The following is a 12,691-nucleotide window of genomic DNA, read 5'->3' as shown; positions in this document are numbered from 1 at the left end:
GTCGTAACTTTCTGCTTTTAAATATAAACATAAAAGACATGTCCAACATTGGATTAATCATAGAAGAACGCAGCAGGGATATTGGCGATTTTTTGGTGGGTCGACTTATCCCATTTCGGAAAAAACGAATGATAGGCCCCTTCATTTTTATTGACCACATGGGACCCACCGAATTGGGACCCGCACGATATATGGATGTAAACCAGCATCCACATTTGGGACTCTCCACCTTGACCTTTATGTTGGAAGGGGAGATTATGCATGAAGATAGTTTGGGTACCGAACAACGTATTAAGCCGGGTTCCGTGAACTGGATGACCGCTGGAAAAGGCGTCACCCATACCGAACGAACTCCGGAAGATATGCGGGATGGAACGATTTTCACGGCACATGGCTATCAGATTTGGGTGGCTCTCCCAAAGGAATTGGAAGAAATGGAGCCCCAATTTCATCATATTGATGGTGCTGATTTACCAAAGTGGATGGATGGGACCGCTGAATTTACGTTGGTAGCCGGAAAAGGATATGGAAAAGAATCACCCGTTCCCGTACATTCCGAATTATTTATGGTGGAAGTGAAAAACGAGGAAAGCTATTCCTTAAATGTGAATGGAAAACTGAAAGGTGAAATCGGGATTTGTATTGTGGAAGGTAGTATTGAAGCCTGCGGAGAAGTGGTGGAAAAAGGGAATATTTTGGTTTCCAAAGTAGAAGACACTTGCAACATCACTTTACAGCCAAATACCCACTTATTACTGTTTGGTGGGGAGCCTTTTCCGGAGGAACGGCATATCTATTGGAATTTTGTGTCTTCCAGCAAGGCTAAAATTGAAGCCGCCAAAGAAGCGTGGCGGAACAAAACCTTTCCTATGATGGAAAACGATGACACCTACGTTCCGTTGCCCGAGTAAATCCAAGAAATATGTATCTTTAGGAATCAACCATTCCTAACGCCTATTGAAGAAATTACTCTTTTGCATAATTGTGGTGGTTTCCTGTGCCAGACAAAAACCGGTTAAAAAACCCACCCATGAATGGATAGGGCATGAGGTCACGGCTTCTGCCTATAATTCTGTCTTTTGGCAAACGGATAGTATTAATCCCTCTGTCGCTGCTTGGGGTGATACCTTAAAACCGGGCATGAAATGTATTGCCGTTTCCCGGGACCTCATCAAAATGGGATTGAAGCACAACACCATGGTGAAAATTGACACATTTCCCGATACCTTTTATGTGAAGGATAAAATGCACTATCGCTGGCGAAACCGAATTGACATCTATATGGGCAAGGATGTAAAAAAAGCTCGTGAATGGGGCCGCAAAAAACTTATGATTTGCTATGCGCTTCCTCTTGAATGATTCAATTTTACTGATGGTTAGGTGCTACATCACTCCATAGCCACTCCAAAGATTCTGGTAATATGGAGCCCGCATGAACCCCATCGTGACCGCCGGTACCCGACACAAACTTGTAATTATACCCTTTAAACTTTAAGGCAGATTCCATCTGAAGATTGGCCAACCACCAATTTCCATATTGATTGTTGAGGTCACCAGAGCCATCTTGCAGAAAAACTTTAATGTCTTTGGGCTCATTTTTGCGAATCATAGGTGGATAATTATGTCCTCCCCGGATATCGGTAAAACTTCCAATATGACTCATGACTTTTTGAAAGCGGTCTGTATGAAACCAAGCAACGGTAAATGCACAAATCCCACCCGAAGAAAGACCACAAACAGCGTTCATTTTGGGGTCATCGGAAATGTTGTAGCTCTTTTTGAGTTCTGGAATCATTTCTTGAAGTAAAAAATCACCATATGTGCCGGATACTTCGTCATATTCCACGCTTCTATTCGTCACCCGCCACGGACTCTCAGCCTCCGGTGCATCTTTATCATGACCGGGGTTGATGAACAATCCAATGGTAATCGGCATTTTTTGCTGTGCAATCAGGTTATCAAAAACCGTGGGGACCCGGTAATCTCCCTCCAAATTCACATAGGCATGTCCATCTTGGAAAACCATTAGGGCAGCTTCTGTGGTGCCATCATACTGAGCTGGAACATAAACGTAATAATCTCGAATAGTATTCTGAAAAACTGTACTCTCCCAAACTTTTTTAACCACCGTTCCTTTAGGAACATTCTCCTGTACTTGGGAATTGGCCCCCAACTGATACTCACTTTGGGCATTCAGAAAAAAGCAGGACAATATGCCTGCGACTAAACTGATATTAGTTTTCATGTTCTTGTTGATTATAAGAATCCCATAAACCTTTTGCTTGAAGCGCATCCATTTCGCCATCAAAAACCACGATACGGTATTGCAAGTGATAGGTATTGTTGGCTTTCATCACCCAGTCTTTGGTTTTGATGGGGCAAACATTCACAAAAATATAGCCATCGTGCATTTCCTTTGGCCAAATCCGCAATGGTTCCGGATGGTTGTAGTTGTTGGGGTTGGACATCAATAAAAAACCGCCATGTTCATTTCCTAAGTCACCTTGTACCAAACACCATTGGGCCAAGGACCCATCCACATTTTCACGGGATATGCCTTCTGATGTCAAAATCTCACTATTGGCATCTGTCCATTCTTTTGTGGCGCGGATAGAAAAACCTCCATATCGGTATTCAATGAGCTTAAAATCACTGTCCGTGGTCTGATACTCAATGTTAATATCCAAAATATAGGCTTTGTCATCCAATTCGTTAACGGTGACCGTTTGGATTTCATTGAGTGCCACTTTTTCAGGTTTGCTTTTCAATACCACATGCTCATGATGGGTGCTAAAGGTATTGTCCCCAATTTTTTTGAACTCTTTGAACCGTACCGTCCCTTTTTTATCCCCAATATTCCAAAAATCGATGGTGTCTCCCTCATAAACCACGCGCGTCCAAGGATTCCATACCCCAAAATGATGATAATGGTCCTCCGGATGTATGGCCGTTATGGTATGACCTCCCAAAGTTTTGAGCGGATGAATAAATCCACTCCGATGAAAGACGGAATCAACCCCTTCTGGTGGTGGCATGGTTGCATATTGATAGGAGAGGATATCGTTGTCTGAAATGGATAAGACCAGACTTCCAGACTCCTTTCGGGATGCATACGGATTCTTGCTACAGGATGTCATCAAAATGAATGTGATTGCGACAAGCGGAAGAAAATAGTTCATGGATAAAGGTTGTTGATGCTTCTAAAGATATTAAATAATAATGGACCGAATTTTCGATTTTGGGTTACATTTGGGCATGGTTTCATTTCAATTTTCCTTGAAAAAAATAGGCCTACTGGTCATTTCAGGAATTCTTTTTATTTCATGTACCGTTCAAAAAGAAATAGTGGATATTCCTATTATTTTTGATGAGCAACGGATTGAACTCACCAAAGAATATTTGGCCCAACGCTATGGATTGGAGCAAGACAGCACGACCATTGTTCCCAAAATGATTGTGCTGCATTGGACGGCCATTCCAACGTTAAAAAAATCCTTTGCCGCTTTTAATAGGTCTACCTTGCCCAACTGGCGACCCGATTTGGAAAATGTAAGCGGATTGAATGTGTCTTCCCATTTTTTAGTAGACCGTGACGGCACCATTTATCGATTGATGCCCGAAACAGTGATGGCACGGCACACGATTGGTCTGAACCACTGCGCCATTGGGATTGAGAACGTAGGGGGAGGAGAAGGACTACCCTTGACCAAACACCAATTGAAATCGAACATCTTTTTGGTAAAGTATTTAGGGTCCAAATACAATATAGAATATGTTATAGGCCACCAAGAATACACCCAGTTTGAGGGGCACCCGCTTTGGCTCGAAGTTGATGATGGCTACCGCACCACAAAAACCGACCCCGGCATGGATTTCATGAAAAAAGTTCGAAAAGCGACGAAAAAATTTAACTTTAAACCTGTTCCAACAAAATAAAACTATGCTTAAAAGACTGTTTCCTATTGTAATGACATTGTTGACATTTTCAATGCAAGGTCAGGACCCGATTACTTCCAAACTCTATGAAACGTATGAAAAGTATAAGGAGCCATCCTTAGCGGAACGCCGCATAAAACACCGTGAAATTCAACCTTTGATTCAGCAGTTCAGGGCCAATCCCAAGTTTGAGGTGCAAAAAGTAGGGGAGTCTATTGAAGGTCGCGATTTGAGCCTCATTAGCATTGGAACGGGGGACATCAATGTGTTTTTATGGTCACAGATGCACGGGAACGAGCCCACTGCCACCCAGGCCATTTTTGATATTCTCCATTTTTTGGATTCTTCCGATTTTGAGGAAGAGAAGAGCGAAATCCTTTCCAAATTGAAATTGCACTTTTTACCCATGGTAAACCCAGATGGAGCAGAAGTGTTTCAACGCAGAAATGCATTAGGCATCGATATCAACCGTGATGCATTGCGGTTACAATCACCCGAAGGGCGGGCTTTAAAGCGTATCCGGGATAGTTTGGATGCTGATTTTGGGTTCAACCTTCACGACCAAAGCACCTATTATAATGCGGAATTGACGGATAAACCGGCCACCATTTCCTATTTGGCCACTGCTTTTAACTATGAAAAGGACATCAATGACGTTCGGGCGAATGCCATGAAGGTGATAGTGTACATGAACAAAATCATCCAAAACTATGCACCAGGCCAAGTGGGACGATACAGTGACGATTTTGAACCCCGCGCTTTTGGTGACAATATAGCCAAATGGGGAACCAGCCTTATTCTAATTGAGTCTGGAGGATATACCAATGACCCAGAAAAGCAGGAAATTCGGAAACTCAACTATGTCTCCATTCTTTCAGCGTTGTATACCATTGCCAATGGCAGCTATAAAAATATTCCAGTGGAAGATTACGAGAAAATCCCGCATAACGACCGTAAACTTTTCGACCTGAAAATTGAAAATGTCACCTATGAACTTTTAGGAAACGATTATATTTTGGATTTGGGAATCCTAAGAAATGAGGTCGATCTAAAAGGGCACAACGATTTTTATTACAAAAGTGTGGTTGATGATCAAGGTGACCTTTCCACATTTTATGGGTATGAAACATTTGATGCCTCGGGATATACAATTGTGCCTCCAAAGGCGGCTAACATGGGTAATAATCAAAGCACAAAAGACCTATTGCTACAGGGCATTGCTTTTGCAAAGACGATGCTTCCAGAAACCGGATTTTCTGTGAATCAACCGGTTCATAAAACCAGTTTGACTTTTAAATTGAATAACTTCAACCTGCAACCAGGGGTGAATCCTACCTTTTTTCTGGAAAAGGAAGGGAAAATAACCCACGCGGTCATCAATGGTTTCTTATTGGATTTATCCAAACCTCTCGGAGAGCAGAAGTTTGGCAACGCGCTAATCTTTCGTTAGTATCCGTAATGGAACGTAATGCTTGAGCCATTAAGAATCAAAATGGTTAACATTACGAGCAATGCACAAACAATTGAAGCGAATAAGGAAAGCACTACACTTTTAAATCCATTGGAAAATGGACCTATGGCACTATTGTCGATAATTTCTTTTACTACATCCATCACATGTCATTTTAAGTTAAACTTTTCCTTGGGTCATTAGGATGTTCATAGTTGTCGTCTATATACTATAAACAACTATCGGTCTAAAAACCCTACGTTTTGGCTACTTTCACAAAGATTTCCAGTAATTTCTTGCCCAGATTTAAACAATTATGAGAAAACTAACTTTTACAACTTTGCTCCTGATTGCCTTACAATGCACTTGGGCACAGGAAACAACTATTAACTTGTTCAACGGTGAAAATCTAGACGGATGGGTCAACCATGGCGAAGAGAAATGGTTCGTTGAAAATGGCGAGCTGATTTGCGAAAGCGGCCCTAAGGCAGAATATGGCTACTTGTCCACCGTTGATTTTTATGATGATTTTGAATTGACATTGGAATTCAAGCAAGAAGCCGATGGCAACAGCGGGGTCTTTATCCGTTCCACTTTTGAAGGCACCAAAGTAAGCGGATGGCAAGTGGAAGTTGCGCCTCCAGGAAAGGATACCGGAGGTATTTATGAATCCTACGGACGTGGTTGGTTGATAAAACCCGCCCCAGAAAAGGACAAAAACCTTAAAATGGGGGAATGGAACACCCTAAAGATTCGTGCTGAAGGCTCTAACATTACCTCTTGGCTGAATGGCATACAGATGGTGCATCTGGAGGATGAAAAAATAGGTGAGGGGAAAGGCGCCATCGCCCTTCAGATTCATGATGGTGGTGGAATTCGCGTAAAATGGCGGAACATCAAGTTGACACGATTGAATGTAGACTAAACAAAAAAGCCCAACAATACGTCGGGCTTTTTTTTTATGTTTTGATTGCTTTTTATTTTTTCAAGGGAGTCACAACAAAGCTTTTGTATTCTATTGGTCCATGGTCTCCTTGAATCATGAATGGGCCAGGTTCACCTTCTTTACTATCCAAGGCACCACCCGTAATACCAGGAATAGTAGCGTCGTTGATAACTGTCTTTCCATTGAGTACAACCGTAACCCGACGTCCAATCAAGGTAATATCATAGGTTTGCCACTCACCCGCAGGTTTGGATGCATTTTCGTTGGGTTCCAAAAATCCGTAGATACCGCCCAAATAAATGTCCAATGGTTCCAAGCCTTCACTGTCCACAATTTGCACCTCGTAGCGACCTCTTAAATAAATACCACTATTGCTTCCTTTAGGATATCTGAACTCTGTATGCAATTTAAAATCCTGAAACTTTTCATCCGTAATTAAGTTGGAACCAGATTCTGGGCTGCTCAAAATACCATCTTTTACCACCCATTGGTTCTTTTCTCCATCAACATGCCAACCCGTTACGTCCTTTCCATTAAAAACATTAATGGGCTTGTCCCATTTTGGGTTTTCGGTATAGGCCAAGTCGGGTGCTTTTACTCCGGTCCATTCCGCAATGGAGCCATCCGTATAGATCATGGTTCCTTTGAGTTTACCATCGGTTAATGCTCCGTGGAAAATCATATCACTTCCCTTGGGCTCCCATTGATTGGGAATACTGAAGGTAAACTTGTTTTCGCCATAGGTTTCCACTTCGGCAATGGGACGAGCACTTCCAAAGGCGTATACAAATCGGCCAATAAGGGTGGAACCCCCGGAGTGCCGTATTTCCAACCAAGATGGAAGGGTTCGGCCATTGAACTCCATTTCTAAGTCCCATCGACCTTCCAATGGGTTAATGTGTTGGGAATACGACTTTAACGTGCCTCCCAAAATGCATGCAAAAAGAAAAAGTTGCAGCAGTCTTACTTTAAAGATCATAGTTTGATGTTTAGATGGCGCCCAAGATACACATTCTTGCAAATGCACCTTGTATCATCCCCCAAAAATACTGCTACTCACATCCGCCGGTAAAGCCTTTGGCATTGAATTTTGTCTGCACAGCACCTTGAAGGCTTCCATTGGTCAATTGAATGACAAGATTGTTGTCTCCACTACCATCTCGCTTTGGGGTACAATATTCGAAAAGATAAAAACTGTTGGCCTGTTCGGAAACCCGTTGTGAAATTTGATTGAAGGTAGTTTCCAACTCTTCCTTATTTCCTGCAAAAACACTTGCAGTCTTTCCGATTTCCGTAAGAATGTCAGTATCAATCTCGGCTCCCAAACCAATGGTAAAGTAGGATATGTTTCTACTGGCATTTTCAACAGCGCGCAGGGCATTTTCCTCGGTATAGCGGGAAGCTTGGTCCGTACCATCGGTGAAAATCACAATGGATGCGGCTCCAATGACAGATTCTTGCTGGCTGTCCCTAAGTAAGTCCTCCGCAATATCCGTGGATTTGATGACGGCTCCGTACAAATCTGTGGAAGGGTCATTGCTGATATCCGCTGTGATGCCATCAATAGCAGCGGTCAACTCAGCAGCAGAAGATGAGGGTTGATTCAAAAGGTGTAGTTCATCCTCACCATCAAACCAGTAAATAGACATTTTGAAAGATTCGGTTTCTGGGGTTGGAATCACATTGTTGACAAAACTGGTTGACGCCGATTTCAATTCGGCCAAACTACTTTGAAGAACACTGTTACTCAAATCCAGCACCAATACCGTATTGTTATTGAAAACCTGCGAATTCGGTGAAATTCGGGCTTGGGATTCCGAAGAAGATATCACATTGAAGCAATCGTCATTTCGTCCCTGTTCATATATGGTAAATTGATTCGCATTTAGTCCTGAAATTGGATTTCCCTGCACATCAGACACTTTAAAGAGAATGGAGACTTTACCAGGCAGGGTGGTAAACTGATCTTGTATGGAAAGTAACAATTCATTATCGTCAAAACCTAGGCAATCATCAGGGTCCTTTCCTTGTCCCAATTCTTCATTGTTGATATCAAAATTGACATCATCATCAGCATTACCACATGAAAAAATTAGAAAAGTTATAGATAGGAGAAAGCAATAGCGAAATACATTTTTCATTTTCAAAAAAGTTAAGGTTCAACATGCACAACGCACAATTAGCCTGAAAATTATCTTGGAAAAGCATAATAGATTTAAAGAAAAGTTAAAAAGAAAGGGCTCTTGTTAAAAAAAGGGCATTCCATCCATTTTTTGGTAACTTCAAATCCAACAATAACAACAAACAATCAATTCAAAAAACTATGCCAACGTATCAAATCACTGTCAATGGCGCATCCAAAACCGTGGATGTTGTCGAGGACACCCCGGTATTATGGGTGCTACGAGATCACTTAGATCTTGTGGGCACAAAGTATGGATGTGGAATAGGACAATGTGGTGCCTGTACCATCCATGTTGATGGCACTGCCATGAGAAGCTGTTCCCTAACAATTTCACAAGTGGAAGGAAAATCAATTACAACCATTGAAGGACTCTCGGAAGATGGTACCCATCCTGTACAAGAAGCTTGGAAAGAAGTGGATGTTCCCCAATGTGGGTATTGCCAAGCCGGTCAGATTATGACCGCTTCCGCTTTCTTGGCGAGCAATCCCAGTCCCTCAGAAGAGGATATTGAGAATGCCATGCACGGCAACATCTGTCGATGCGGGACCTATACCAGAATCCGTAAAGCAGTAAAAATTGCTGCGGATAATATGGAGTAAAAAGCTTTTCATTTCAAAAAACACAAAAATGTCAACAAACACTCTAAATAATTCACTTAGTAGAAGGTCATTTCTGCGTAACTCTTCCCTTGCTGGAGGCGGTTTGCTGATTGGCTTTAACCTTTTCCAGGCGTGCAAACCTAAAGTCATCCAAGAACCTGCCATTGATTTGGCCAGCTTGGATTATAACGACTTTAATGCCTTCATTAAAATCGCCGACAACGGCGCGGTCACCATTTTTTCACCCAACCCCGAAGTGGGTCAGAACGTAAAGACTTCCATGCCCATGATTATAGCTGAAGAGCTGGATGTGGCTTGGAAGGATGTTTACGTAGAGCAAGGTATTTTGGACACCAATAATTATACCCGTCAGGTGGCCGGAGGTAGTCAATCCATCAGATTTGGTTGGGATGCCCTCCGCCAAACAGGAGCGGCCGCCAAGCAAATGTTGGTAAGCGCAGCAGCAGCCCGTTGGGGCGTTGACCCATCTGAATGTACTGTGAGCGAAGGTGTCATTACCAATGCCGCCGGAGAAACCCTGGGATATGGTGACGTGGTAAAAGAAGCGGCCCAATTGGAAGTTCCGGAAAATGTGCCGTTAAAAAAGCCCAGTGAGTACAAAATTATGGGCAAACCCACCTCGAATGTGGATATCAATAAAATTGTTACCGGAAAACCACTTTATGGAATGGACTACAAAGCCGAGGGTATGGTATACGCTTCCGTTTTGCGTCCGCCTGCTTTTGGACAAAAGCTGATTTCCTATGACGATTCCGAAGCAAGGGCAATGTCTGGCGTGGTGGATATTTTCACCATTGGGGACAAACTTAGGGCCTTCGCTGAGACCAACCCAAGAATCACAAGTATCATCAGCGATAGCGATAAGGTAGTGGTTCTGGCCAATTCAACTTGGGAGGCCATGAAGGCCAAAAAAGCCATAAAAGCAGAGTGGGAAGAAGTCACAAAACCTGAAAGTACAGAAGAACACGATAAAATTTTGAACAATCTTTTGGATGGCAATAAATTCACGACCCAACGTTCTGATGGCGATGTGAAGAAGGCATTTGCTGAGGCTGACCAAATTTTGGAACGCACCTATGAATCACCTTTTTTGCCCCATAGCTGTATGGAACCCATGAACTTTTTTGCCAATGTTACCGATGAAAAGGTGCACTTGGTTGGTCCCATTCAAACTCCGGAAGGAACAGCTGGCTTTGTATCAGGGCTTTTAGGTCGTGATGCAGAAGAAATCCATTTGGAAATGACCCGAATTGGAGGGGGTTTTGGAAGACGTCTCTATGGAAACTTTGCCATTGAAGCCGCTGAAATTTCAGATAAAGCCAAAAAACCCGTGAAATTGGTCTATTCCCGAGAGGACGATATGGAAGACGGCATTTACAGAATGTCCATTAAATATCGCATAAAAGCTGGAGTGAAAGATGGAAAAGTAACGGCTTATCATTTAAAAGAAGCCGCGGTCAATTCCAACATGTACGGATTGGTTCCCAATTTTTTCCCAGCGGGAGCTATCGCAAACTATCAAGTGGACACTGCTGCATATTCCAGCAATATCACCACGGGAGCTTGGAGAGCACCATATACCAATTTCTTGGCCTCCGCAGAGCAAAGCTTCTTTGACGAACTGGCGGAATTGATGGAAGTAGATAAAATTCAACTACGTTTGGATTTGTTGGATAATGTAAAACCGGAAGAGGATGAACGCATCCAATATTCTCCAGAACGAATGAAAGAGGTCATCAAAACAGCGGTGGAAAAATCTGGATGGGGAACCAAACCCAGCCATGTTTACCAAGGTTTTGTGAACTATTACTGCCATAACACCCATGTGGCTGAAGTAGCCGATGTTGAAATTGAAAATGGAGAGCCAGTGGTCAAGAAAATCACTTGTGTTGTGGACTGCGGTATTGTGGTAAATCCACTCGCGGCCACAAATTTAGTGGAAGGCGGGGTCATTGATGGCGTTGGTCACTCGATGTATGGTGAACTTGCTTTCGAAAACGGAAAGCCAATTGCCACTAATTTTGATCGGTACCGCTTGATTCGAATGAAAGAAGCCCCCCAAGTGGAAACCTATTTCATAGAAAACGGACTTTCACCCACGGGATTGGGCGAACCTACACTGCCTCCTGCCGGAGGTGCCGTGGCCAATGCCATGAAAGCCGCTACGGGCAACCGACTTTATAAGCAACCATTCACCAAAACACCAGAACTATTAAAAGTACCAGAAAAAGAAATTATAGGTTGATTATATGACAATACTCTTGTTTGGAATTACAAAGGACATCGTGGGTGCACCCACGTTGTCCGTTCCCACATCTAGCATAACAGGAAAGAAAATACCAAAAACAGTCAAGGAACTGAGAACCTTTTTGGGTAATACCTACCCAGAACTCAATAAACTATCCTCTTTGGCAGTAGCGGTGAACAATAACTACGCCGAAGATGACCAAATCATCAATTCCTATGACGAAATTGCGCTTATACCCCCAGTAAGTGGGGGATAATCTGTGCAAAATGGTTAAATTAGATTATTAAAAGAATTGATTCTTATATGCTGATAGACAATCACGGAAGAAAAATCAATTATTTACGACTGGCGGTCACCGACCGATGTAATCTGCGTTGCAATTATTGCATGCCTTCGGAAGGCATCGACTTTGTGAAAAACGATAGATTGCTCTCTATTTCGGAACTAAAGCGAGTCAGTGAAATATTGGTTTCCCAAGGGATTGACAAAATACGGATTACCGGAGGGGAACCTTTTGTTCGCAAAGATTTGATGAAATTGTTGCGCCATCTTTCCACATTGAAAGGCCTCAACGATATTTCAGTGACCACAAATGCCACATTGATAGATCCCCATATTGACGAGCTCAAAGAATTGGGCATCACCAACATCAATGTGAGTTTGGATTCCATCAACCGGGAAACGTTTGAACGCATTACCCGCAGAAAACAATTTGATACCGTCCACAATAATCTAATCCGTTTAATCACGGAAGGATTTAACGTCCGAATCAATTTCATTGTTTTGGATGGACAGAATGAGCAAGACATCATTCCTATTTTGGATGTGATGAAGCACCACAATGTTTCTGTTCGCTTTTTGGAGGAAATGCCATTCAATGGCGGCTCTAAAAATTTCAATACCATCAAATGGAATTATAAAGCCATTTTGGAGCACATAGCAGAAGCGTATCCCAATTACCAGAAACTGGAATCTCCAAAGGAATCAACCTCCATCAATTACAAAATTGAAGGACATGCCGGCACTTTTGGAATCATCCCTTCGTTTAGTCGAACGTTTTGCGGTAGTTGCAATCGCCTTCGGGTAACCGCAACCGGGGATGTAATCACTTGTCTATATGGTAAACCCAAAGCCAATCTTCGGGATTTAGTGCGCGGTGAAACCAACACGGAGAAAATCAAGGAAACTATTCTTGATGCCATTGGCAACCGTGCAAAAACGGGCTTTGAGGCTCAGGAAAAACATTCGAAAACGGTATTTGAGAATTCCATGACCTCAATTGGAGGTTAATAATCCAGATTAAAC

The 12,691-nt window shown here is 42.6% G+C and carries 14 protein-coding genes; 9 read left to right on the top strand and 5 right to left on the bottom strand.

What is annotated here, in order from left to right; translation table 11 throughout:
• Positions 1-38: 38 nt before the first annotated feature.
• Together ACFSJE_RS02445 and ACFSJE_RS02440 are read left to right on the top strand one after the other, a co-directional pair.
• Positions 39-911 carry a pirin family protein gene (locus tag ACFSJE_RS02445; protein WP_379829390.1) on the top strand — a complete coding sequence of 291 codons (873 nt, stop codon included), beginning with the start codon at positions 39-41 and terminating at the stop codon, positions 909-911.
• Between the two features lie 46 nt (positions 912-957).
• Positions 958-1,359: a 3D domain-containing protein gene (locus tag ACFSJE_RS02440; RefSeq protein ID WP_379829389.1), complete on the top strand. Its 402-nt coding sequence runs from the start codon at positions 958-960 to the stop codon at positions 1,357-1,359.
• A 7-nt stretch (positions 1,360-1,366) separates the two neighbouring features.
• Here ACFSJE_RS02440 and ACFSJE_RS02435 read toward each other — a convergent pair whose 3' ends face one another.
• Both ACFSJE_RS02435 and ACFSJE_RS02430 read right to left on the bottom strand, forming a co-directional pair.
• The gene (locus ACFSJE_RS02435) at positions 1,367-2,245 is read right to left on the bottom strand and encodes an alpha/beta hydrolase (protein ID WP_379829388.1); all 879 of its coding nucleotides are present in this window, start codon (positions 2,243-2,245) and stop codon (positions 1,367-1,369) included.
• A complete protein-coding gene (locus ACFSJE_RS02430; protein WP_379829387.1) occupies positions 2,235-3,179 on the bottom strand; it encodes a DUF6807 domain-containing protein in 945 nt (314 codons plus the stop codon). The genes ACFSJE_RS02435 and ACFSJE_RS02430 overlap by 11 nt, the downstream gene beginning before the upstream one ends.
• Positions 3,180-3,219: 40 nt before the next feature.
• Here ACFSJE_RS02430 and ACFSJE_RS02425 point away from each other — a divergent pair, with 40 nt between their 5' ends.
• Entirely contained in the window at positions 3,220-3,936 is a 717-nt protein-coding gene (locus ACFSJE_RS02425) for a peptidoglycan recognition protein family protein (RefSeq protein ID WP_379829386.1), read from the top strand.
• A 4-nt stretch (positions 3,937-3,940) separates the two neighbouring features.
• Complete coding sequence (locus ACFSJE_RS02420) at positions 3,941-5,386, top strand: M14 family zinc carboxypeptidase (RefSeq protein ID WP_379829385.1); 1,446 nt, start codon at positions 3,941-3,943, stop codon at positions 5,384-5,386.
• Here ACFSJE_RS02420 and ACFSJE_RS02415 read toward each other — a convergent pair.
• Entirely contained in the window at positions 5,383-5,550 is a 168-nt protein-coding gene (locus ACFSJE_RS02415; protein WP_379829384.1) for a hypothetical protein, read from the bottom strand. The two genes, ACFSJE_RS02420 and ACFSJE_RS02415, sit on opposite strands and share 4 nt — an antisense overlap.
• Before the next feature lie 152 nt (positions 5,551-5,702).
• Between ACFSJE_RS02415 and ACFSJE_RS02410 the strand changes: the two genes are divergently transcribed.
• Entirely contained in the window at positions 5,703-6,311 is a 609-nt protein-coding gene (locus ACFSJE_RS02410; RefSeq protein WP_379829383.1) for a 3-keto-disaccharide hydrolase, read from the top strand.
• Positions 6,312-6,363: 52 nt separating this feature from the next.
• Here the strand turns inward: ACFSJE_RS02410 and ACFSJE_RS02405 are convergent, their stop codons facing one another.
• Positions 6,364-7,311, bottom strand: a complete 948-nt coding sequence (locus ACFSJE_RS02405; protein ID WP_379829382.1) for a 3-keto-disaccharide hydrolase — start codon at positions 7,309-7,311, stop codon at positions 6,364-6,366.
• A 73-nt stretch (positions 7,312-7,384) separates the two neighbouring features.
• On the bottom strand, positions 7,385-8,473 hold the full coding sequence (locus ACFSJE_RS02400; RefSeq protein WP_379829381.1) for a vWA domain-containing protein: 1,089 nt from the start codon (positions 8,471-8,473) through the stop codon (positions 7,385-7,387).
• 170 nt (positions 8,474-8,643) lie between these two features.
• Between ACFSJE_RS02400 and ACFSJE_RS02395 the strand changes: the two genes are divergently transcribed.
• Genes ACFSJE_RS02395 through moaA form a run of 4 tightly spaced genes read left to right on the top strand, consistent with a single transcriptional unit; the run spans position 8,644 to position 12,676 of the window.
• Positions 8,644-9,117, top strand: coding sequence for a (2Fe-2S)-binding protein (locus tag ACFSJE_RS02395; protein ID WP_465254615.1), 474 nt, complete (start codon positions 8,644-8,646; stop codon positions 9,115-9,117).
• Between the two features lie 28 nt (positions 9,118-9,145).
• Positions 9,146-11,383, top strand: coding sequence for a xanthine dehydrogenase family protein molybdopterin-binding subunit (locus ACFSJE_RS02390; protein ID WP_379829380.1), 2,238 nt, complete (start codon positions 9,146-9,148; stop codon positions 11,381-11,383).
• Positions 11,384-11,387: 4 nt separating this feature from the next.
• Positions 11,388-11,642, top strand: a complete 255-nt coding sequence (locus tag ACFSJE_RS02385; RefSeq protein WP_379829379.1) for a MoaD/ThiS family protein — start codon at positions 11,388-11,390, stop codon at positions 11,640-11,642.
• A 47-nt stretch (positions 11,643-11,689) separates the two neighbouring features.
• Positions 11,690-12,676, top strand: coding sequence for a GTP 3',8-cyclase MoaA (gene moaA, locus ACFSJE_RS02380; protein ID WP_379829378.1), 987 nt, complete (start codon positions 11,690-11,692; stop codon positions 12,674-12,676).
• Positions 12,677-12,691 lie beyond the last annotated feature (15 nt).

Source organism: Flagellimonas iocasae, assembly GCF_042682725.1.
Classification (GTDB): domain Bacteria; phylum Bacteroidota; class Bacteroidia; order Flavobacteriales; family Flavobacteriaceae; genus Flagellimonas; species Flagellimonas iocasae.
This window is presented reverse-complemented; position numbering and strand designations above follow the sequence as displayed.